The sequence below is a fragment of the Photobacterium aquimaris genome (assembly GCF_002954455.1).
Classification (GTDB): Bacteria; Pseudomonadota; Gammaproteobacteria; order Enterobacterales; family Vibrionaceae; genus Photobacterium; species Photobacterium aquimaris.
In genome coordinates, this window is sequence record NZ_MSCC01000001.1 from 1,801,909 (window position 1) to 1,825,965 (window position 24,057).

At 39.3% G+C, this 24,057-nt stretch carries 20 protein-coding genes; 13 read left to right on the forward strand and 7 right to left on the reverse strand.

All coding sequences use genetic code 11. The annotated features are described in order from the left end of the window. Together BTN98_RS07880 and lrp are read right to left on the reverse strand one after the other, a co-directional pair. Nucleotides 1-896 (reverse strand): DNA translocase FtsK 4TM domain-containing protein (locus BTN98_RS07880; RefSeq protein WP_338090206.1); only part of this gene is annotated, 896 nt, incomplete at its 3' end. A 459-nt stretch (nucleotides 897-1,355) separates the two neighbouring features. Further along, a complete protein-coding gene (gene lrp, locus BTN98_RS07885; protein WP_005368765.1) occupies nucleotides 1,356-1,850 on the reverse strand; it encodes a leucine-responsive transcriptional regulator Lrp in 495 nt (164 codons plus the stop codon). A gap of 644 nt (nucleotides 1,851-2,494) precedes the next feature. Here lrp and trxB point away from each other — a divergent pair. The 6 genes from trxB (at nucleotide 2,495) to infA (ending at nucleotide 9,035) form a co-directional block, all read left to right on the forward strand. Continuing rightward, nucleotides 2,495-3,454 (forward strand): thioredoxin-disulfide reductase, encoded by a 960-nt coding sequence (gene trxB / locus BTN98_RS07890; RefSeq protein ID WP_060998209.1) that lies wholly within the window; start codon nucleotides 2,495-2,497, stop codon nucleotides 3,452-3,454. Nucleotides 3,455-3,572: 118 nt separating this feature from the next. Continuing rightward, nucleotides 3,573-5,345: a heme ABC transporter permease/ATP-binding protein CydD gene (gene cydD / locus BTN98_RS07895; RefSeq protein ID WP_060998208.1), complete on the forward strand. Its 1,773-nt coding sequence runs from the start codon at nucleotides 3,573-3,575 to the stop codon at nucleotides 5,343-5,345. Further along, nucleotides 5,338-7,062, forward strand: coding sequence for a heme ABC transporter ATP-binding protein/permease CydC (gene cydC / locus BTN98_RS07900; protein WP_060998207.1), 1,725 nt, complete (start codon nucleotides 5,338-5,340; stop codon nucleotides 7,060-7,062). The genes cydD and cydC overlap by 8 nt, the downstream gene beginning before the upstream one ends. Nucleotides 7,063-7,191: 129 nt before the next feature. Next, a complete protein-coding gene (gene aat / locus BTN98_RS07905) occupies nucleotides 7,192-7,896 on the forward strand; it encodes a leucyl/phenylalanyl-tRNA--protein transferase (RefSeq protein WP_060998206.1) in 705 nt (234 codons plus the stop codon). Between the two features lie 10 nt (nucleotides 7,897-7,906). After that, nucleotides 7,907-8,599: an arginyltransferase gene (locus tag BTN98_RS07910; RefSeq protein WP_060998205.1), complete on the forward strand. Its 693-nt coding sequence runs from the start codon at nucleotides 7,907-7,909 to the stop codon at nucleotides 8,597-8,599. A 217-nt stretch (nucleotides 8,600-8,816) separates the two neighbouring features. After that, a complete protein-coding gene (infA, locus tag BTN98_RS07915) occupies nucleotides 8,817-9,035 on the forward strand; it encodes a translation initiation factor IF-1 (RefSeq protein ID WP_005368778.1) in 219 nt (72 codons plus the stop codon). A 158-nt stretch (nucleotides 9,036-9,193) separates the two neighbouring features. On the opposite strand, the gene clpA is transcribed toward infA, so the two are convergent. After that, nucleotides 9,194-11,461 (reverse strand): ATP-dependent Clp protease ATP-binding subunit ClpA, encoded by a 2,268-nt coding sequence (gene clpA, locus BTN98_RS07920; RefSeq protein WP_087820849.1) that lies wholly within the window; start codon nucleotides 11,459-11,461, stop codon nucleotides 9,194-9,196. 47 nt (nucleotides 11,462-11,508) lie between these two features. Beyond that, nucleotides 11,509-11,829, reverse strand: coding sequence for an ATP-dependent Clp protease adapter ClpS (clpS, locus tag BTN98_RS07925; protein ID WP_060998203.1), 321 nt, complete (start codon nucleotides 11,827-11,829; stop codon nucleotides 11,509-11,511). A gap of 218 nt (nucleotides 11,830-12,047) precedes the next feature. Between clpS and cspD the strand changes: the two genes are divergently transcribed. Beyond that, entirely contained in the window at nucleotides 12,048-12,269 is a 222-nt protein-coding gene (gene cspD / locus BTN98_RS07930) for a cold shock domain-containing protein CspD (RefSeq protein WP_060998202.1), read from the forward strand. A 521-nt stretch (nucleotides 12,270-12,790) separates the two neighbouring features. Here the strand turns inward: cspD and icd are convergent. After that, nucleotides 12,791-14,044, reverse strand: a complete 1,254-nt coding sequence (gene icd / locus BTN98_RS07935; protein ID WP_060998201.1) for an NADP-dependent isocitrate dehydrogenase — start codon at nucleotides 14,042-14,044, stop codon at nucleotides 12,791-12,793. A 143-nt stretch (nucleotides 14,045-14,187) separates the two neighbouring features. On the opposite strand from icd, the gene BTN98_RS07940 reads away from it, so the two are divergent. The 6 genes from BTN98_RS07940 to BTN98_RS07965 all read left to right on the forward strand — a co-directional run bounded on the left by BTN98_RS07940 (nucleotide 14,188) and on the right by BTN98_RS07965 (nucleotide 21,909). Further along, a complete protein-coding gene (locus BTN98_RS07940) occupies nucleotides 14,188-14,838 on the forward strand; it encodes a pseudouridine synthase (RefSeq protein ID WP_060998200.1) in 651 nt (216 codons plus the stop codon). A 361-nt stretch (nucleotides 14,839-15,199) separates the two neighbouring features. Further along, complete coding sequence (gene mnmA, locus BTN98_RS07945) at nucleotides 15,200-16,315, forward strand: tRNA 2-thiouridine(34) synthase MnmA (RefSeq protein WP_060998199.1); 1,116 nt, start codon at nucleotides 15,200-15,202, stop codon at nucleotides 16,313-16,315. A 14-nt stretch (nucleotides 16,316-16,329) separates the two neighbouring features. Next, on the forward strand, nucleotides 16,330-16,947 hold the full coding sequence (hflD, locus tag BTN98_RS07950) for a high frequency lysogenization protein HflD (RefSeq protein WP_060998198.1): 618 nt from the start codon (nucleotides 16,330-16,332) through the stop codon (nucleotides 16,945-16,947). An 89-nt stretch (nucleotides 16,948-17,036) separates the two neighbouring features. Further along, entirely contained in the window at nucleotides 17,037-18,404 is a 1,368-nt protein-coding gene (gene purB / locus BTN98_RS07955) for an adenylosuccinate lyase (protein WP_060998197.1), read from the forward strand. Between the two features lie 459 nt (nucleotides 18,405-18,863). Then, on the forward strand, nucleotides 18,864-20,432 hold the full coding sequence (locus tag BTN98_RS07960; RefSeq protein ID WP_060998196.1) for an EAL domain-containing protein: 1,569 nt from the start codon (nucleotides 18,864-18,866) through the stop codon (nucleotides 20,430-20,432). Then, entirely contained in the window at nucleotides 20,425-21,909 is a 1,485-nt protein-coding gene (locus BTN98_RS07965; protein WP_146107009.1) for a sensor domain-containing diguanylate cyclase, read from the forward strand. The genes BTN98_RS07960 and BTN98_RS07965 overlap by 8 nt, the downstream gene beginning before the upstream one ends. A gap of 160 nt (nucleotides 21,910-22,069) precedes the next feature. On the opposite strand, the gene oppF is transcribed toward BTN98_RS07965, so the two are convergent. Together oppF and oppD are read right to left on the reverse strand one after the other, a co-directional pair. After that, a complete protein-coding gene (gene oppF, locus BTN98_RS07970) occupies nucleotides 22,070-23,056 on the reverse strand; it encodes a murein tripeptide/oligopeptide ABC transporter ATP binding protein OppF (RefSeq protein ID WP_060998194.1) in 987 nt (328 codons plus the stop codon). 2 nt (nucleotides 23,057-23,058) lie between these two features. Continuing rightward, nucleotides 23,059-24,021, reverse strand: a complete 963-nt coding sequence (gene oppD / locus BTN98_RS07975) for an ABC transporter ATP-binding protein (RefSeq protein ID WP_060998193.1) — start codon at nucleotides 24,019-24,021, stop codon at nucleotides 23,059-23,061. Nucleotides 24,022-24,057: the final 36 nt, after the last annotated feature.

Genomic DNA, 24,057 nt, shown 5'->3' on the forward strand with positions numbered 1-24,057 from the left:
GGTGGCGCTGCTTGTTCAACAACAGGCGTCATTAGCGGATCGCTAACCGTTGCAACTGAAGATGAACGAATAATTGGGGTGGCGTTTGATGGCGCATAAACAGGGTCTTTACGCTCAAACGCGTGTCCATGTGCAGATTCAACAGCTGACGAAGTGGTATAAGATGATAATAGTAAATCATCCTGATCGTCGTTGTCGCTATTATTAAAATGCTGAGCATAAGGCATATCGGACTCAGCAGCGATATCAGCCGCAAATGGACGCATGATTTCATGTTTATCTGAACGTACTTTATTTAATATCCAGGTTAAACCTGAGAGTGTCTTTGCACCTAACTGATCGACAATCGTTACCCATGAAACCCCCGTAAATAAGGTAAACCCAATTGCCCATGCAAACATGAGTAGCAAGGTTGCCCCTAATACATTGAGCAGTGGCAACGATATATTGGCAACAACATCACCAATGACACCGCCCGATGAGAAATACCAAATATCATCAAAGTTAAGATCAGCCAATCCACAGCTACTTAGCACTAATAGCATTAATCCTAACCAGCGCGTACCGTAAACCATAAAATCCAGTGACAGTATTTTGCTGCGGTGATGATAAATAAACCAACCGAGTAATACTAAAACAATAGGAATAATGTAGGCCAGAGACCCAAAAATAAAGAACAGAGTATCTGCTACTAATGCACCAAATGAACCGGCTTTATTTTGAACTACACCTTCCCAAGCGGTTTGTGACCAAGAAGGATCGGCAGGATTAAATGTGACTAGCGCAACCATCATATAAATGGCAACTAAAATACTGATGATCAAAAAACCTTCAACAATGCGTTGCCAACCTGATAAACGCATTTTGGGCAGTTTTTTACCTTTAAACTTCCTCAAGAATAACTCCGGTGTTTCTATCAAATTCGAATATTTTACCAAAGTGCTGATATTTTCAGCTACCAATGCTGTATTACGGTTAATAACAATACAGTATTCAATACCGAGCGATACCGTTGGCAAACTCACAAATATAAAGTAAATGTCTTAATGCCATCATTCTATACTAAAAGACCACATTGTCTGTGTTCGTCGCCCTTTAAAATAAAAATTTTTTTAATGGTAAGCAATATCTTCTAAGTAATAAAAGCTAACTATCTCAAACGGCTAGTCCTTACTTATTTTAGACGGTCAGTTCTCAAATAAATTCATCATTATGTCAATTCATGGGTTCATTTGAGTGATTAATCAGCAATTACTATTTTTATTCCGTATAAACAAATACACCCTGAATAACAATGATGTCATTCAGGGTGTATGTGTATATTTACAATCTTACAGCAATTAAAACGCGACGATTTATCGAGTTTTGATAACCAAGTTATTGCTTTGCTTAACTTCTTCCATAACAACATAAGTACGAGTGTCATTAACACCCGGAAGACGTAATAGCGTTTCGCCAAGCAATTTACGGTAAGCTGACATGTCTGATACACGTGTTTTCAACAAGTAGTCAAAATCACCAGATACTAAATGACACTCTTGAATATCTTCTAGCTCTTGTACTGATTTATTAAACTGTTCAAAAACGTCTGGCGCACCACGGTTTAAGGTGATCTCAACAAAAACCAATAATGAGGCATCAAGAAACTGTGGATTTAATAATGCTGTATAACCACTGATATAGCCTTGGCGCTCTAAACGACGTACACGTTCTAGACACGGCGTTGGCGATAGACCAACACGCTTTGAAAGCTCTACGTTTGAAATTCGACCGTCTTTTTGAAGTTCATTCAAAATATTACGGTCGATGCGATCCAATTCCTTGGATGGTTTCTTTTTGGTATCTACCATTTTTTATTCCACCTTCTCACTTCCTTGCAAAAAAATATACTACATCTTATCTATTTTTAGAATCAAATACTCTAATAGTCAAACAATCAGTGATAAAGATCAGACGATCATGCTATTTACTCACAATAATTGTTTAATTGTCTTTCAATTTTGTGATGGCGATTACTCTTCGTCATACGAGGATTATCCTGAAATCAGCCAATCAAAAACAAACATTTAACCATTTGTACCAAAACCAAACAGATTATCAAAGTAAATTATTACATCAACACCAATATATTAACATAACTCAACTTATTGGCATTTTTAATCTGATATCAAATAGTTAAATCCGTTACTATCGCGCTATTATTCGCAAAATTAAAATGTCTTTTATGGGCTATTTTTCTTATGGAAGCTTGTGCTAGATCAAATTATCACGATCTGACTTTTCACTTTTAACACTTCAAAAAAGCCCTTTGCTACGGTATTTTTGTGATCTATATAACATCTCTAATTTAAAGCTATTCAAGCGTAATCAAACTTTTTGGGCTTAGCTTCAATAGTGTTAACAGATTATTGATTGTCTTACATCCTCTTCCTTTACGACTGCAATTTACCTACAATCAGTCTTCCATAATAATAATATTCAGCCTGGAGAAAAAATGAGTAACGTAAAACATTGTGAACTACTCATCCTTGGTTCTGGACCTGCAGGTTACACAGCGGCTGTTTATGCAGCACGTGCAAACCTATCACCAGTCATGATCACTGGTATGCAGCAAGGTGGTCAACTTACCACTACTACAGAAATAGAAAATTGGCCAGGTGACGCAGACGAGCTAACAGGCCCTGCATTAATGGATCGCATGAAAGCACATGCGGAAAAATTTGATACTGAAATCATTACTGATTTTATTAGCGAAACTGATTTTAGCCAACGACCATTCCGCCTCAAAGGTGAAACCGGTGAATACACTTGTGATGCATTAATTATCTCAACTGGCGCATCAGCTAAATACATCGGTCTAGATTCTGAAGAAGCCTTTAAAGGCCGTGGGGTTTCAGCGTGTGCAACCTGTGATGGTTTCTTCTACCGTAACCAAAAAGTTGCCGTTATTGGTGGTGGTAACACTGCCGTTGAAGAAGCATTATATCTGTCAAATATCGCCGCAGAAGTCCACCTTGTTCACCGTCGTGATAGTTTCCGTTCAGAGAAAATTTTAATTAATCGTCTGATGGATAAAGTAGCGAACGGCAATATCATTTTGCACACAGATCGTACCCTTGAAGAAGTGTTAGGTGACGACATGGGTGTAACGGGCTTACGTCTTAAAGATACTCAATCTGAGGCAACTGAAGAGCTTGAAGTAATGGGCGTCTTTATTGCCATTGGCCACCAGCCAAATACAGCCATCTTTGACGGTCAACTTGAGATGGAAAATGGCTATATTAAAGTCCAATCAGGTCTTCACGGCAATGCAACTCAAACCAGTGTTGAGGGTATTTTTGCTGCTGGTGATGTGATGGATCATACCTATCGTCAAGCGATCACTTCTGCCGGTACTGGTTGTATGGCAGCCCTTGATGCAGAACGTTATTTAGATGCGTTAGCTGACCAATAATAAATACCATAAAGCGACTATTTATATAGTGGCTTTTTTTTCCTTACAGCAATATAAATCTCAACCATATTGTTGTAAGAGCGACCCACCATAAATACCGTAATGAAACCTTATTTATATGGATAAACAATTACAACGCGATTTGACCAAATGGTTAAAATCCCAAAGTAAGCTCGCCAAACGCTGGATGATGTTCAGTATTGGATTAGGGTTTACTTCGGGATTATTGCTTATCGGGCAAGCGGCTTTATTAGCCAATATTCTGCATCAATTGATCATCGAGCATACGGATAAGTATCAGCTTGTGAATCAGTTTGTTGGGCTTATTGTTATTATAGGTTTACGCGCATTATGTAGCTGGGGACGAGAAGTTTGTGGCTATCGTTGTGGTGAACAAATTCGACTCCATATTCGCCAATTAATCCTCAACCGCTTACAAAATCTCGGTCCTGCCTATATTAAAGGTAAACCTGCAGGTGTATGGGCAAGTTTAGTGCTTGAACAAGTTGAAGAAATGCAAGATTTCTTCGCGCGCTATCTACCCCAAATGTCACTGGCAGTATTGATTCCTGTGGTTATTTTAGTGGTGGTATTCCCACTTAACTGGGCAGCAGGTTTAATCTTCCTTATTACTGCGCCATTAGTGCCATTTTTTATGGCATTAGTAGGTTTAGGCGCAGCAGATGCTAACCGTCGTAACTTTAAAGCATTACAACGTTTATCTGGTCACTTTTATGATCGTTTACAAGGTTTATCAACCCTACGATTATTCAATCGTGTTGATGCTGAAGCTGAAAATCTTGATGCCGCTTCACACGTATTACGTAAACGCACCATGGAAGTTCTGCGCTTAGCCTTTCTATCATCGGCGGTGTTAGAGTTCTTCTCTGCCATTTCTGTTGCGATTGTTGCAGTCTATTTTGGTTTTGCATTCATTGGCGAGCTCAACTTTGGTAATTACGGTGTACCAGTTTCATTATTTACTGGTTTATTCGTGTTGGTGCTGGCGCCTGAATTTTATCAGCCATTACGTGATCTTGGTACTTTCTACCACGCCAAAGCACAAGCCATTGGTGCGGCAGAGTCCATTGTTGAGTTCTTAAATATTGAAGCTGACGAAATGAGCAATGGTGATACACCGTTACCAACACCTAATGCCATTCATATTAGCGTTACTGATCTCGAAGTGCTTAGCCCCGAAGGGCAAGTATTAGCAGGACCGTTAAGCTTTAGCATTAATACCAATGAACATGTGGCACTCGTAGGCCCAAGTGGCGCGGGTAAAACCAGTTTACTGAATGCCTTGCTCGGCTTTTTACCTTACCGCGGCAGTATTAAAATCAACGATGTTGAACTCAACCAACTTAAACATGATCAATGGCGTCAAGCCATCAGTTGGGTCGGTCAAAACCCGTTATTAGTTCATGGTACGGTACGCGACAACATTACATTAGGTAACCCTAGTGCAAGTGATAACGATGTCGATCAAGTTGCTCGCCAAGCTTATGCCGATGAATTTATTCAGCGTCTTGAAAAAGGCTACGAACATCATGTTGGTGATCGTTCTGGTGGTTTATCTGTTGGTCAGGCACAACGTATTGCTGTTGCGCGTGCGATGTTACAAAACGGCGCTTTTTGGCTGCTCGATGAGCCTACCGCCAGCCTTGATGCTAATAGTGAACGCTTAGTATTAGAAAGTTTAGCGTTAGCTGTTACTAACCGCACGACCTTAATGGTCAGTCACCGCCTTGATCAATTACATGCTATGCAGCGTATTTTGGTGATGGATAACGGTAAATTAGTTCAGAACGGTAGCTTTGAGACCATTAGTCATCAAGGTTTACTCGCTGAAATGCTCACTCATACAGATAAGAGGGATCTCGATGCGTGATTTAATCCCTTACCTTAAACTCTACCGCAAGCACTGGTTCGGTTTAACTTTAGGCATGATTTTAGGTTTATTAACACTATTGTCTGCTATTAGCCTACTGACCTTATCCGGTTGGTTTATTGCAGCTTCTGCGGTAGCGGGTCTCAGTATTATTGGTCGTCAAACCTTTAACTACATGTTACCTGGTGCTGGTGTACGAGGCTTTTCAATGGCACGTACGGCTGGACGCTGGGGTGAGCGTGTAGTTAGCCACAATGCTACCTTTAAGCTATTGGCTGACTTACGGTTATTCTTTTTCCGTAAGCTAACACCGTTAATTCCTGGTCGCCATGCTAATTTACGTGATGCTGATTTACTCAACCGTTTAGTCGCTGATGTTGATGCAATGGATCATGTTTATTTACGCTTAGTCAGCCCACTGGTGATCGGCATATTAGGCATTATCATTGTTACTGGTTTTCTGGCTTGGTTTGATCCCACTATTGGTTTTACTCTTGGTGGTATTTTACTGACGTTAATGATTATTTTACCGATTGTTTTTTACCGTTTAGGTAAGCGCAATGGTGAAACTCTTACTCACGCGAAAGCCAACTACCGTATCACGCTGTTAGACTGGATTCAGGGACACGCTGAATTATTACTGTTTAATGCCGAACAGCGTTACCGTCAACAAGCTGAAGCAGAGCAAGATAAACTGCTTGATGCGCAGAGGAAAATGGCGAGCTTAACCGGTATTGCTAATGGTCTATTAATGGCGGCAACAGGCTGGACATTAGTGCTGATTATGTGGATTGCAGCCAACGGTATTGCCGGTAACGCACCCGATCCTTTCGTGGCGATGGTCGCATTTACCACTATGGCTAGTTTTGAAATGATGATGCCAGTCGCGGGCGCTTTCCAATACTTAGGCCAAACATTATCATCAGCAAAACGTCTTAATGAAATTATTGAAGCTACCCCTGACACAGTATTTGATCCTAACGGTCATACTGCGGTTGTTAACGGTGATATTAGCCTTAATAATATTAGCTACACCTATTATGGCAGTGATCAACCGGTTGTTAAGCACTTATCGCTTGAGATTAAACGCGGTGAAAAGCTGGCGCTACTTGGTCGTACTGGCTGTGGTAAGTCAACGTTATTACAATTATTGACTCGTAGCTGGGATCCTCAACAAGGCCAAATCCTTATTGATGGCGTCGATCTCACTCGTTGGAGCGAGCCTGCATTACGAAATGCGATTACTGTCGTCAGCCAACGAGTTGATGTCTTTAATGGCTCATTACGTGAGAATTTAATCTTAGCAAAACCTGATGCTAGCGATGAACAATTGGTCGCTGCACTGGAAAAAGTTGGTCTTAAGAGCTTACTTGATGATAAAGGCTTAGATACTTGGCTTGGTGATGGTGGCCGTCATATTTCTGGTGGTGAGCGTCGCCGTATTGGTATCGCTCGTGCCCTACTTCATGACGCACCGATTCTATTATTAGATGAACCAACTGAAGGGCTTGATCGTCGTACTGAGCAGCAAATACTGGACTTATTACTAGAGTTTGCCAAACATAAAACGGTGGTATTTATTACTCACCGTCTTGTTGGTCTCGATAGTATGGATCAAATTTGCTTAATGGATGAAGGTGAGATCATTGAACGTGGTCAGCATCAACAATTGCTGGCACAAAATGGTCGATATGCAGAATTATGTCGTCGCATTTAAGCATCAATTAACTCACTAATACGCCATATAGCGCCGATAATCGATTGTGATTATCGGCGTTTTTTTTATCTGTCGTTAAATGTTATATTGATTGCAGTAGTTTTTTGAGACCCATGTAGTTGATAACAAATGACGATTTATATTCCTGAAATTGATCCTGCATCATTACAGTTCCCAGATCCTAATACAGCTCGCACAGAACCAAATGGTTTATTGGCCTTTGGTGGTGATCTTAGCCCTCAACGTCTACGTCAGGCTTATCGACACGGTATTTTTCCATGGTACTCACAAGGTGAACCTATTTTATGGTGGAGCCCCAATCCGCGAGGCATTTTTATTCCACAACAGTTTACGCCAAGTAAAAGTTTGCGTAAATTTATGCGAAAAAACCCTTATCGAATTACACTCAATCATGCATGCCATGCAGTGATCCGCCACTGTGCTGAATCTCGTGGCCCGAATCAGACCTGGATCACTGAAACAATGATTAACGCTTACCAAACATTGCATGATCAAGGCAATTGCCATTCGGTTGAAGTATGGCAAGATCAACAATTAGTCGGTGGTTTTTATGGCATCGCTGTCGGTAGCATTTTTTGTGGTGAATCTATGTTTTCACTCGCAGATAACGCTTCAAAAATTGCGTTATGGTATTTCTGTCATCATTTTAATCTCCATGGCGGCCAGTTAATTGATTGCCAAATGATGAATCCACATCTCGCTTCTTTAGGAGCTAGTGAATTAGATCGACAGCACTTTTTAAGCCTACTGCATCAACAACGCGATATTGCCTTACCCGCAGCCTGTTATCATCCACAAACTTTGGTGTTATAACGAATTAATAATGAAAGAATTATCCTTACAGCTCGGCCTTACACCTGAAAGTGACTGCAATTACTTACCACAGCAACGCGATCAACTTGGCGTGGTAATGGATCAACCTTGGCTCAACCCTAATGGCTATGATCTATTAATTAGTTCAGGCTATCGCCGCAGTGGCAGCATTATCTATAAACCGATGTGCAAAAATTGTAATGCATGTACGCCACTACGGGTTGATTGTACTCATTTCACGCCCTCTAAAAGTCAAAAACGCCAACAAAATCAACTCAAAAAATTACAGTGGCAATTTAAACAACAATTAGACCCTAATTGGTTTGAATTATATGAGCGTTACATTAATGTTCGTCATGCTAGCGGCTCAATGTTTCCAGCCAATAAACAGCAATTTTTTGATTTTATTACTGCGCCGTGGATGAATACTGCATTCTTGCACCTTTATGAAAACAATCAATTAATTGCTATTGCTGTTACCGATGTTTTTACTGACTCACTCAGTGCCGTTTATAGCTTTTTTGAGCCAGAGCATAAACTTTCATTAGGCACATTGTGCGTACTGTTACAAATTGAAGTTTGCCGTCAAACTCAACGTCAGTGGCTTTACCCTGGCTATCAAATAGACCAATGCCGTGAGATGAATTACAAAGTTCGCTTTATCCCTCATCAAAAATTAATTCATGGTGAGTGGATTAGTTAAGTAGTTAAAACACACAAAACGGTTAAATTAGCCGCAAAACAGGAATGGGTTACATCTGCTTTTGTTAATTTACTGAGAAAAAATAGATTAATCGCGAACAATAGCTGACAAAAACAACTGGCAAGGGTAAAATTACGTCCTAAACTTTACACTCAAACAGTTTCAAGGCATTATCCAGCCCGATCAAGATGAATGGCTGGTAGCCTAAGAGGATTCAATGGCAAAAGAAGACGTAATTGAAATGGCTGGTACTGTACTAGATACACTACCAAATACTATGTTCCGTGTTGAGCTGGAAAACGGTCACGTTGTTACTGCTCACATCTCTGGTAAGATGCGTAAAAACTACATCCGTATCCTTACTGGCGACAAAGTAACTGTGGAACTGACTCCTTACGATCTAACTAAAGGTCGCATCGTCTTCCGCGCACGTTAATCTTTCTCTAAAAGATTAGTGCTGCAAATAAAACCCAGCCTTTTGCTGGGTTTTATTTTGACAGGCGATGGTAACAAGTAGTCAAACATAAAAACGCCGCAGATAGTTGTTACTATCTACGGCGTTTTTGTTTATTACTCTTTCGCTAAAGTATTAACTTAATGCGCGGCTTCCATCTCACTGCTGAACTGAAAATCTAATTCGCCATCAATGAAATCAACACGCACCGAACCACCATTCACTAATGAACCAAACAACAATTCATTCGCAAGTGGCTTTTTAAGGTTCTCTTGAATCACACGCGCCATTGGACGAGCACCCATCGCCTTATCATAGCCTTTATCTGACATCCACTCACGTGCACGCTCAGACACTTCCATAGAGACACCACGAGCATCGAGTTGTGCTTGCAGTTCTACGATAAATTTATCAACCACTTGGCCAATAATGTCTTTCTCAAGATGATTAAACCAAATGATATTATCAAGACGGTTACGGAATTCTGGCGTAAAGACCCGTTTAATCTCAGCCATTGCATCATGGCTATGATCTTGTTGAATAAGACCAATTGATTTACGTACCGTTTCCGTTACACCGGCATTGGTTGTCATTACAAAAATAACATTACGGAAATCAGCTTTACGGCCATTGTTATCTGTTAGCGTACCGTTATCCATCACTTGTAATAGCAAATTGAATACATCAGGGTGCGCTTTTTCAATCTCATCTAGTAATACCACTGAATGTGGGTTTTTGATAACAGCGTCAGTTAATAAACCACCTTGATCATAACCAACATAACCAGGAGGCGCACCAATTAAGCGGCTCACTGTATGACGTTCCATGTACTCTGACATATCAAAACGTAACAGCTCAATGCCCATTGTGCGTGCTAACTGTACCGTAACTTCCGTTTTACCCACACCTGTAGGGCCTGCAAATAAGAACGAACCAACTGGTTTGTTATCAGCACTTAATCCTGCACGGCTTAACTTAATAGCTTCTGTTAATACATCAATCGCACTGTCTTGACCAAATACCAACATTTTCAAGCGGCTATCAAGTGTCTGTAAAACATCACGATCACTGCTTGAGATTGATTTCTCTGGAATACGAGCCATCTTAGCAATCATCGCTTCGATATCACCAACGTTAACCGTTTTTTTACGGCGACTCGCAGGAGCTAAACGACAACGTGCGCCCGCTTCATCAATAACGTCAATGGCTTTATCTGGTAGATGACGCTCATTAATGTATTTAGCCGATAACTCAACCGCGGCACGAATTGCTTTATTGGTAAAACGAACTTCGTGGTGAGCTTCATATTTTGATTTTAAGCCCATCAAAATTTTAGTGGTGTCATCTAATGATGGCTCAACCACATCAATTTTTTGGAAACGACGTGACAATGCACGCTCTTTCTCAAAAATGTTGCTGTATTCTTGATAGGTTGTTGAACCCATACAGCGCAACTTACCGCTACTTAATAGTGGTTTGAGTAAGTTAGCCGCATCCACTTGACCACCTGATGCTGCACCTGCACCAATGATGGTATGAATTTCATCAATGAACAAAATCGCATGATCTTCTTTTTCAAGCTGCTTTAAAATACCTTTAAAACGCTTCTCAAAATCACCACGATACTTAGTGCCCGCCAATAGCGAACCAATATCAAGTGAATAAATCACACAGTCTTGAATAATTTCGGGCACTTGGCCTTCAACAATACGCCACGCAAGACCTTCTGCAATAGCTGTTTTACCCACCCCAGCCTCACCCACTAATAATGGGTTGTTTTTACGACGACGACAAAGTACCTGTACTGTTCGCTCAAGCTCTTTATCTCGACCAATCAGCGGATCAATACCGCCTGATTTCGCAAGTAGGTTAAGATTGGTGGCAAAATTCTCAAGTTTATCGTCAGAACTCTGCTCTGCACGTTGTTCTTCCGTATTACCCGTCTCTGATGGATTAATATCATCATTATCGCTGCCTTTAACAGTGCCATGAGAAATAAAATTCACCACATCAAGACGACTAATATCACTTTTCTTAAGTAGATATGCGGCGTGCGACTCTTGCTCGCTAAAAATCGCAACTAATACGTTTGCACCCGTAACTTCACTTCGACCCGATGACTGCACATGAAACACTGCACGCTGTAATACTCGTTGAAAACTCAATGTTGGTTGAGTTTCACGGCTTTCGTCATCCGCTGGAATCAAGGGTGTTGTTTGTTCAATAAAAGAATCTAACTCTTTGCGCAATACGTCAAGATCAGCGCGACATGCTAAGAGTGCTTCTTGTGTGGCTACATTATCTAATAGAGCCATCAGTAAATGTTCTACCGTCATAAACTCATGACGCTTTTCTCTGGCACGGGCAAATGCACCGTTCAGGCTCGCTTCAAGTTCTTTATTTAGCATAAGGCACCTCCCCTAAAAACCACTCAATATGGCGTGCCGGAAAAAGATTATGCTTTTTCCATCGTACATAACAACGGGTGTTCATTTTCCCGTGCGTACATCGTTACTTGCGCAACTTTCGTTTCTGCTACTTCTGCGGTAAAGGTGCCACAAATGGCTTTACCTTCATAATGTACCGCGAGCATTAACTGAGAAGCCTTTTCCAAATCCATGGAAAAAAATGTTTGTAACACATCAATTACAAAATCCATCGGTGTGTAATCATCATTGTTTAAAATTACTTTATACATCGATGGCGGCTTAACTTGGATTTCTTCCTTATCCAGTACATCAGATTCAGGATTCATCCATTCGTATAACTTACTCATAGTTTTATCTTAGTTCATTCATTCGTGAGCTGGCTATAGCCAAGTTAATAAAGATTTTACCAAAATGTTACAAACAATACTTGACTGACTAGTTTATTTTACTACATTGTAAATTGTAGTAGATATAATCTGCATCAAAATCGCATTAGTATGCAATCAGAATTACTGAGTGTTCAACTAATGTCAAATGGAAATTGAATGCAAAAAGGATGTATAGCATGGCAACAGGTACAGTGAAATGGTTCAATAACGCCAAAGGATTTGGCTTCATCTGCCCCGAAGAAGGTGAAGACGATATTTTCGCTCACTATTCAACAATCCAGATGGATGGTTACCGAACACTTAAGGCAGGTCAACAAGTGAACTACGAAGTTCAAACTGGCCCTAAAGGTTACCATGCAAGTGCTATTGTTCCCGCAGAAGGCGACTTAGCCAAATAAGCGATACCAATATTAATTGCACATTAAAAGGTGGGTTATGCCGCCTTTTATTTGTTTATTCGAAATCAAATAACTCAATTTCTTATACAATATACCAATTACTCACCAACTTCGACTCTCATCGAGCGTTATTCACTACTTAGGTCTAATTTCACTCAACCACTTTTCTTACCAACAAAAAAATATTGTCACTCCCCTCGCTAAAAAAATGAATAAAAGCCGCATAAAAAAACCAACGTGTCATTCTTTAAAATGTGGCAAAAAAACAATAATCTTAACAAAAAATAAACATATCGAACATACTTCTATCCTATGCCAATTTTTATTCGTTGCCTATATCAGATAATTATCATGTTGCCTGTTTGAGAGTTAGCGCACGAGAGTATGATAGATTTGATGATTTTACCGACACTTAAGCTCTATACAAAACTTATAAGCTAACAGTTTAATCATTATGCTATAGCGATAAAAAAGGCCCAGCAAATGCTGAGCCTGATATGGTTTCTAAATTGCGCTAACAATTACATTTGTTCAATCATATCATCAGCAAATTCAGAACATTTACGCAGATTAGCGCCGTCCATTAGACGTTCAAAATCATACGTTACCGTCTTATTACTTATTGCCGCTTCCATTGAGCTAATAATCAAGTCAGCCGCTTCTGTCCAACCCATATGACGTAGCATCATTTCAGCAGAAAGAATCAATGAGCCAGGGTTAACTTTATCTTGACCGGCATACTTAGGCGCTGTGCCGTGAGTCGCTTCAAACAATGCCACACCATCACCAATATTGGCACCAGGTGCAATACCAATACCGCCCACTTGAGCTGCTAATGCATCAGAAATGTAATCACCATTAAGGTTCATGGTTGCAATCACATCATACTCTTCAGGACGCAGTAGAATCTGCTGTAGGAAAGCATCTGCAATACAATCTTTAATTACAATCTCTTTGCCTGTGTTTGGATTCTTTAATGTCATCCAAGGCCCACCATCAAGCAATTCAGCACCGAATTCTTGTAACGCAACATCGTAACCCCAATCCTTAAATGCACCTTCAGTGAACTTCATGATGTTACCTTTATGAACTAAAGTTAACGAATCACGATCATTATCAATGGTGTATTGAATAGCGGCACGTACTAGACGTTTAGTTCCGGCTTCCGATACAGGTTTAATACCAATACCACACTGTTGTGGGAAACGAATTTTAGTCGCGCCCATTTCTTGTTGAAGGAACTGAATTACTTTATCAGCTTCTGCAGTGCCCGCTTGGAATTCAACGCCAGCATAAATATCTTCAGAGTTTTCACGGTAAATCACCATGTCAGTTAACTCAGGACGTTTCACTGGGCTTGGTACGCCATCAAAATAACGTACCGGACGTACACAAATATAAAGATCCAGCTCTTGACGTAATGCAACGTTAAGAGAACGAATACCGCCACCAACAGGTGTTGTTAATGGGCCTTTAATTGCAACTTTATATTCGCGAATAAAATCAAGAGTTTCTTGTGGAAGCCATGCGTCATCACCATAAACTTGAGTTGATTTCTCACCGGTGTAGATTTCCATCCACTCAATCTTACGATCACCGGCATACGCTTTCTTAACTGCGGCATCCACAACTTTAATCATTGCTGGACTTACATCAATCCCGATACCGTCACCTTCGATGTACGGAATAATCGGGGTATTAGGAACAATCAATTTACCAGCAGCGTCTACTGTAATTTTCTGACCGGCTGTTGGTACAATTACTTTACTATCCATTTTAAATCTCCTGGCATCCATTTGTTATCATTTTGTAAGAGGCGAGCAAATCATACTTTAAATTTTATCAATACGTCAATTATGTAATTTTTCACGTATAATACCATTGTCTAACTCATCAACTCTTACAACAACGCGTATTTATGAAGCCAAACACCACAAAACGTCAACCTCTTCGTGACAATAATGAGCGAAGAGCGTCAAGAAAAATAAATAAACCAAAGCGTCCTCGCGGACCACAAAAAGTGATTTTATTTAACAAACCTTATAACACTCTGACCCAATTTTCAGGTGAACCGGGCGATAGTACCTTAGCTGATTTTATTCCAGTAAAAGACGTTTATCCTGCTGGACGCTTAGATAAAGACAGTGAAGGCTTATTGGTTTTGACCAATGATGGTATTTTGCAAGCACGCTTAACACAGCCTCAATCAAAACAAGCCAAAGTCTACTGGGTACAGGTTGAAGGTTCGCCAACGGCAGCTGATTTACAGCAATTGCGTGATGGAGTGACATTGAAAGATGGTCCGACATTACCCGCAGGTGTCGACGTGATCGAATCGCCACAAATATGGGATCGAACGCCTCCTATTCGTGAACGTAAAAATATTCCAACCACTTGGCTTGCTATTACGCTACGTGAAGGTCGTAACCGTCAAGTTCGTCGTATGACTGCCCATATTGGTTTTCCAACATTGCGTTTAATTCGTTACCAAATGGCACAATGGACTGTTGCAGATTTAGCGCCTGGCGAGTGGAAAGAAATTACCCTACCCGCGCCAATTCAAGCGTAATTTAGTCGCCATCTTATTTGCGCTCTATGATTTACATCAGGGCGCATTATTCCCTTCAATACTGTAAAACTATTTTCCTCAACAAAAAACTACACTTTTTTACTAAGATCCTCTATGATTACGACAAATAGCAAACGTTTGCTATTTGGTTTTATTGCAGAATTTCTAATAAAAATCTGTTGACGTTTTTTTATAGCATTCAGTTTTTAAATACTTTTTTGGAACATCAATAGGATTATTTTCACTCTCGTTATCATTATCGATTATTTATTAGAGTGTGATTCTGCTCTCGATCTGTTTCAGACGCAGGGTTTCTGTTAGAATTACGCCCTTAACACTAAATTAGCGACAGTAGAGAAATATGTCTGATAACAGCCAAAAGAAAGTCATTGTCGGCATGTCCGGCGGCGTAGATTCATCGGTATCCGCTTACCTGCTCCTTCAACAAGGTTATCAAGTTGAAGGCCTGTTTATGAAAAACTGGGAAGAAGACGATAACGACGAATACTGCTCTGCTGCAGAAGATCTCGCTGATGCACAAGCGGTATGTGACAAACTTGGTATTACACTGCACACCATTAATTTTGCAGCTGAATACTGGGATAACGTGTTTGAGTACTTCCTTGAGGAATACAAAGCAGGTCGCACACCAAACCCTGATATTTTGTGCAACAAAGAAATCAAATTTAAAGCCTTCCTTGAGTTTGCCGATGAAGTGCTTGCAGCCGACTATATTGCAATGGGTCATTATACTCGTCGTAGTTTCCCAACAGCTGAAGGTGAAAAACCTCAAATGCTGCGCGGTGTCGATAATAATAAAGATCAAAGCTATTTCTTGTACACCTTAGGTTACGAGCAAATTGCACGCAGTTTATTCCCTGTAGGTGAACTTGAAAAACCTGAAGTCCGTCGTATTGCTGAAGAGCAAGGTCTAATCACTGCAAAGAAAAAAGATTCAACCGGTATTTGTTTTATTGGTGAACGTAAATTTACTGAGTTTTTAGGTAAATACCTTCCTGCTCAACCGGGTAAAATTGAGGTTGCTGATACCGGTCTCGTTATCGGTGAACACCAAGGCCTGATGTACCACACTCTAGGCCAACGTAAAGGCTTACATATTGGTGGTCAAAAAGGCGGTAATGGTCTTGAAGATGCATGGTATGTAGTTGATAAAGATCTAGAACGTAATGTGCTTATTGTCGGCCAGGGTAAAGATCACCCTCGTTTAAAATCAAATGGTTTGATTGCTTCTCAACTACATTGGGTCGATCGTCAACCAATCCGTGAGACAATGGCATGTACGGTAAAAACACGTTACCGTCAGCAAGATCTTCCTTGTACCATCATTCCGATGGATGACGAAACCATTAAAGTGATTTTTGATGAGCCTCAAATTGCAGTAACACCAGGACAATCTGCCGTATTCTATAACGGTGAAATCTGTCTCGGTGGTGGCATTATTGAAGAGCGAATTTAAAGGAGTTTTTGCGCGTGGCTTACTCTATTTATGATCGAACGATTGCGTTTGCAGGCATGTGCCAAGCAGTCAAATTAGTTCAAGACGTTGCCCGTAATGGCAATTGCGATTCAGCAGCATTAACCACTATGCTCAATAGCATCATGGCAACTGACCCTGCGAATACAGTAGGTGTCTATGGCAGTGAAGCTGATTTACGTATCGGTTTAGAATCGATGGTACGCGACATTGATGGTTCATCATCAGGCAGTGAGATAACACGTTATCTTGTTGGCGTTATGGCACTTGAGCGTAAACTATCAGCTCGCCGTGATAGTATGGCACAGCTGGGTGATCGTGTTAGTACATTGAAGCGTCAAACGGTGCATTTTGAAATACTTGATGAGCAAATGCTGAGTAATATTGCCAGTATTTACTTAGATATCATTAGTCCATTAGGACCACGGATTCAAGTATCAGGTACGCCAGCGCAATTACAACTCCCCCATGTTCAGCATCGAGTACGGGCATTATTACTTGCCGCTGTACGTAGTGCCGTACTGTGGAGTCAAGTTGGCGGTAAACGTCGCCATTTATTATTTGGTCGTAAGCAAATGCTAGAGCAAGCAAAAATCCTGCTCGCACGCAACTAAGTTAACGCATTGCTCACTCCCATTCAGCCTGAAAAAATCAGGCTGAATATCAATTTTGTTTTAACCCTCATAAACCAGGAGAGATCAACATGGAACTGTCAGCACTGACAGCTGTTTCCCCAGTAGATGGCCGTTACGGAAGCAAAACAAGCGTACTACGTAGTATTTTTAGTGAGTTCGGTTTACTAAAATACCGTACTATCGTTGAAATCCGTTGGTTACAAAAATTAGCCGCTACTGATGCTATCGTGGAAGTTCCTGCATTCAGCACAGAAGCGAATGCTTTTCTAGATCGTATTGCTACTGAGTTTAGTGAGCAAGATGCACTTCGTATTAAAACAATCGAACGTACAACTAACCACGATGTAAAGGCAGTTGAATACTTCCTAAAAGAAAAAGTTGCAGAACTTCCTGAATTGCATGCCGTTAATGAATTTATTCACTTTGCATGTACATCAGAGGATATCAACAACCTATCTCATGCACTTATGCTAACAGAAGCGCGTACAAGCGTAATGCTACCTGAAGTGCGTAATGTTATTGATGCGATTAAGGCACTAGCAAACGAATACCGTGATATGCCAATGCTTACTCGTACTCACGGTCAGCCTGCTTCTCCATCAACAATGGGTAAAGAAATGGCTAACGTGGCGTACCGTATGGAACGTCAATATAAGCAAATCGAAAACGTTGAGATTCTTGGTAAGATCAATGGTGCTGTTGGTAACTACAACGCTCATCTATCAGCTTACCCTGATATTGATTGGCACCAATACAGTGAAGAGTTTGTGACTTCATTAGGGATCACATTCAACCCTTACACTACTCAAATTGAACCACATGATTATATTGCAGAATTGTTTGATGGCTTTGCCCGTTTCAACACTATTTTGCTTGATTTTGATCGTGATATTTGGGGTTACATTGCTTTAGGTCACTTTAAGCAAAAAACGATTGCTGGCGAAATTGGCTCTTCAACTATGCCACATAAAGTTAACCCAATCGATTTTGAAAACTCAGAAGGTAACCTTGGCTTAGCGAATGCGATCTTTGGTCACTTAGCGCAGAAACTACCGGTTTCTCGCTGGCAGCGTGATCTAACTGATTCAACAGTATTACGTAACCTAGGTGTTGGTTGTGGTTATGCAATTATTGCTTACACATCAACCCTAAAAGGTATCAGCAAGCTTGAGCTTAACCAAGCAGCACTAGAAGCTGAACTAGATCGCAACTGGGAAGTACTAGCAGAGCCGGTACAAACAGTAATGCGTCGCTACGGAATTGAAAAGCCGTATGAGAAGCTAAAAGAGCTAACGCGTGGTAAGCGTGTTGATGGTGAAGGCATGCGCACATTCATTGATGGTCTAGAATTACCTGAACATGAAAAAGTACGTCTAAAAGAGCTAACACCTGCAAACTACATTGGTGATGCAGTTAAGCTAACTGATCTGCTTTAAATAATTCGCTAAATAAATTGATTCCAAAAGGACGTTATTAATATAGCGTCCTTTTTTATTAACTTAACACTGAAGATCTTTTGACATTATATTGACGAAATAAATAGTACTTACTTCTATACTTTTAATAGTCATATAAGATTAATAATCACAACTTTGTATATTCAACTAGATATTCAAAAAAGATATTTTTCTGAAATATGCATAAAATATAAAAAATAAAAATAACTGCACTGATTTTCGACAATAAGAAACAAACAACACCATTCACAATATAAATATTTAACCGCTAAAATATTCGCAATCTTATAAAACAATGCACTTGACGAATATAAAAAATAATAAATAAGGTCTGATTTAATTTTTTATTTTTTTCATAACTCTTCAGAAGCATCTCGAATTTGTTTTTGCTATCTTAATTGTGACAATTGGCTAACAAAAAAGTAGAGTTCTTTCATCGTGACTATCAGACGTCCCTCAATTTCATTTTATAGCATTGCATTAGTGACTTTACTTATCGCTATCGGTTTAGTGACGTTAGTACTTACTTCACAAACAGTTGGTCGTCAGCTGTTTAAATATAATCTCGAGTCATTTGAACACCAACGCTCTGAAAACTACTTACACAGTATTCAATCAACCTCTATTCTACTTGATAATCTTCAGTACCATCTTTCCTATACCTGCGATAAAGAAGATATTTCAGAACTTGAGCGTGCCAGTTATTATTCATCACATATTCGCAGTATTAGTTTAGAAACCAAGTCAGGAAAAGTTTGTGGCGACCATTCCAACCTTAGCCAACTTTATGGCTCGCCTGCAAAAAAAATCCCTTTAAATCGTGAAGTGGTTGTTATTGCTAATGCTGATAATAACGAGTCCATTGTTCAATACCGTAAGCAAGTTGTTGGCGGTGTTATTACGGTCGATATCGCCCAACAACCAACCAATGCACTACTGTCTAATGCGTGTAATCAATGTTGGTTACAAGTTATCGAAAATGATAGCGTATCGCTGTATACCGGCAATACTCAGAAAACATCTAATTTATCATCAACAATGGTACCCTATAACGATCTCAAGACTATCGTTATGCCTATTTTATCAATGCCACTGCATAATAAAGCATGGATAAAATATTACGTGACCCCAAAAGTCATTGCTGACTACCGCGCTCATATTAAACCGTTTTTATTACTAATTTTAAGCGGACTAATTTTTATTGTCTTAGTCATGCTATATCGTCGTTATCATAGCACCAGTATTATTAAATTCTTGGTACTCAATGCTATAAAGCAAAATCATTTAGTGCCTTATTACCAACCCATTATTGATGCAGAAAAACGCTTAATTTGTGGCTATGAAGTATTAATCCGCTGGGAAACTAAAAAAGGTAAAGTTATTCTGCCAGATGAGTTTATTCCTCAATGTGAAACCAATGGTGTAATTACGCCATTAACATTCCAACTCATTAATACCGTTGCACGTGATATTCGTAAGCTAGAAATGCAAGCCGGTAAAACTCTGCCTTATTATTTCAGTATCAATATCAGTGCAAATGTACTGCAAGATCCTGAACTTATTGATATAACACGTTCAGCATTAGCCCACTACCATATTGCTCCACATAATTTAGCCTTTGAGCTAACAGAACGCGCCCCGATTGATAATATTGAGCAAGCGGAACAAAACTGTATCAAGCTAAATGCCATGGGTATTCAGATTAAGTTAGACGATGTAGGTAACGGCTACTGTGATTTCTTAGCATTACAAAAATTACAGGCAACAACGATAAAAATCGATAAAGTTTTCATTGATGATATTGATTCTTTAGCTGCAAGCTCGATTGTTAAATCATTAGTTGCGTTTGCTGAAAAGGCCGAGGTAGAAGTGATTGCTGAAGGTGTTGAAACAGAACAACAGGCAAAAATATTAACCGAATTAGGCATTCGTTATCATCAAGGCTTTCTATACAGTAAGGCGGTGCCATTTAGTAAATTGGCTAGTGATAAAAACTTTAATGTCTAAAGCTGAACAACACATATTAAAAAATAAAACCTCAAAATGGCATACTGAGCATATCTTATGTGGTAATAATATTATCAGACGCTGTTTAGTTATCTTTTTTAATTTACTGATACTGGTAATCATCGTCGGCTTTAGTTTACGTCAAGAAATAAATGAAACACGTTTATATGTAGAAGCTAACCTTAATCAAATTAAAAAAACAGTAGATTCATTAGCATATCGAAATAAACGTTATGCGAAGACTGCTACAAAATCCATTGCTGATTTTGATAAGAATAATAAACAATTACAAGTGCTTGCGGAAATTCATTATTATCCCAAATTAAAAGAATTTGGCTTTAATCGTGGTATTTATCCTAATAACTTGTTCAACGGTAGTTTAATTGGCCCCGGATTTCCAAATCAATTAATTCAAAAAGATACCTATTTATTTGCCGTATTAGATGAATTATGGGCTGAACAACAAGTCCATCCAATTATGTATAACTACTACTATATATCTCACGCGTTAAAATACTTCTATCTATCATCGAAACTTTCAGTAGATAAGTTTAATACCACTAAGGAATTTTTTTCAACAGATCTTTACCGTTCTCAACGTTCAGAATCTCAACCACTTAATGAATTACAAAAAGGGATGTATTACACTTCCCCCTATTTAGATTTTTTTTCTCAAGAAATGGTCGTTACCATTAAATCTCCTGTTTATAGCAATAATAAAATAGTGGGTGATATTGGTGTTGATATTCCTGTAAAATCACTTATACAATCAATAACATTACCAAAAACGTTAAAGTCTTCACTCAACTTTTATCTGTATGTCATAGACAAAAAACAAAAAATTGAAATTTATAATGGTTATAGCAATAGACTGTTACCTACAATTCCTGTACATACTCATTTAAATAAGAATACATTACTTTTTGCTGATATATCACCATGGTTTTTTGTTAACTTTGCGATAAAAATAACCATATTAGGTTTTTCGCTATTAATTATTCTCAATTATATGAATGCTGTATTAAAGCGACACAAATTTCAAAAACAGCGTTATCAATTAGAAGCGTATACTGATTTACTCACAGGCTTATTTAACCGTAGAGTAATGGATACTATTATTAAAGGTATCGTGACAGAAAATAATAAAAATGGTCAACCTACCGCAGTTATTATATTTGATGCCAATGATTTTAAAATAATAAATGATACCTATGGTCATGATATTGGTGACTTAGCGTTAAAACATATTTCATCGACCATTAATGATATGACACGAGATAGTGATATTTGTATTCGACTCGGTGGTGATGAATTTTGCGTAGTGCTACCTAATGCCGATTTAGAGCAGGCATTGATCATGGCAGATCGATTAGAATTGGCTATTTTTAGTGGCTTCTTTTGTCATTACAATATTAAAATATCAATTTCAACAGGCTGTACTGTTATAGAAAAAAAGAAAGTTTGCATAATGCGTTAGTGCGTGCAGACAAAATATTATATAAAAATAAAAAAAATAAAGATGAAAATAAAAAAGCATTACAACAACAATTAAATAATTATATTGTCAAATCTCCACCAACCTTTCCTAAACAAGAATAACGCCCTGTAATCACAGGACGTTATTCATATATTAATAATTATGCTTGTAAACATGCAACCGCATGTTGGTAAGTCCCTTGCAGTTCTGGCTTTTTCTCAGCACAAATAGCAACAGCTTTTGGACAACGCGTACGAAAAACACACCCAGATGGCGGGTTCATCGGCGACGGTAAGTCGCCTTCTAATAACTCAATATGTTTATTTCGCTCTAACTGTGGATCAGGAATCGGTACCGCCGACATTAAAGCTTTAGTATAAGGATGCTGAGGATTAGCAAACAGGGCTTTACTCTCCCCCATCTCAACCGCATTACCTAGATACATCACCAAAACACGATCAGAAATATGTTTAACCACAGACAAATCATGAGCAATAAAGATTAAACTTAATCCCATTTCTTTTTGAAGTGATTTAAGTAAATTCACCACTTGCGCTTGAATCGATACATCAAGTGCTGATACTGGTTCATCACAAATAATCATTTTAGGCTTTAAAATCAGTGCTCTTGCAATACCTATACGCTGGCATTGACCACCTGAAAACTCATGCGGATAACGGTTAATTACGTTAGGTAACAAGCCAACCTTTGTCATCATAGCTTGAACCTGCTGCTTCACTTCATCATCGCTTAAATGGCTATAAAAAGCTTTTAAAGGCTCTGCAATAATTTCACCAACCGTCATACGCGGGTTTAATGATGCTAATGGATCTTGGAAAATCATTTGAATTTGCTTACGCGTTTCACGTAATGCGCCATGGTTAAGTTTGGTTAGATCTTGCCCTAACCACACCACTTGACCATCGGTCGCTTCCACTAATCCAATAATAGCGCGCGCAAAAGTTGACTTACCACAACCAGACTCACCAACAACACCTAAAGTCTCACCTTCATAGACACAGACATTAACCCCATCAACGGCTTTTAATTTTGAAGGCTGGCTCCAAGGCCATGCTGATTTAGAGGCAATGTTAAAGTGCACCTTGAGATTAGTAATATCCAATAATACTTTCTTTTCTGCTTTCATCACTATGCTCCCATCTCAGCAAAACAAGCACGTAGTCGATCTTGTGCAAATGGCATTAACAGTGGCGATTCTTGTTTGCAACGTGACAGTACGCGATGGCAACGTTCTTGATATGGGCAACCGACAGGCAAGCGTAACAAGTTAGGTGGATTACCCGGAATTGTTGGCAAATCTTCACCTTCAGTATCTAAACGCGGAATCGCACGCAGCAATCCTTCAGTATAAGGATGACTAGGACGATAAAAAATATCGTTAATATCACCGTATTCCATCGTCCGTCCTGCGTACATCACCAGCACTTTGTCACAACTACCAGCCACAACGCCAAGATCGTGAGTGATCATGATGATCGAAGTATTAAAATCAGATTTAAGATCATTGAGTAATTCCATGATCTGCGCTTGCACTGTCACATCAAGTGCTGTTGTAGGTTCATCTGCAATTAATAATTTTGGTCGACATAATAATGCCATTGCAATCATTACACGCTGACGCATACCACCTGAAAATTCGTGGGGATACATCGTTATACGCTGACGCGCTTCGGGTATTTTAACCGCATCCAACATTTTTACTGATTCTTCAAAAGCTTGAGCACGGCTCATCCCTTTATGTAACATCAGCACTTCCATCAATTGTTCGCTGACTTTCATATAAGGATTGAGTGATGTCATTGGATCTTGAAAAATCATCGCAATTTGTTCGGCACGAATACGGTTTAGTTCTTTTTCTGATAGATTTAAAATCTCACGCCCTTCAAATTTGGCGCTACCACTAATAATGCCGTTCTTTGCTAGTAAGCCCATAATAGCGAACACGGTTTGACTCTTTCCTGAGCCAGACTCACCAACAATACCTAAGGTTTGGCCTTGTTCTAACGCAAAATTCAAATCATTAACCGCTGTAACATTGCCATCTGGTGTGGTGAATTCAACCCGTAAGTCTTTAACTTCTAACAAACTCATACTACTTCCTTGTTATCAACGCTAAGCACCGTACAT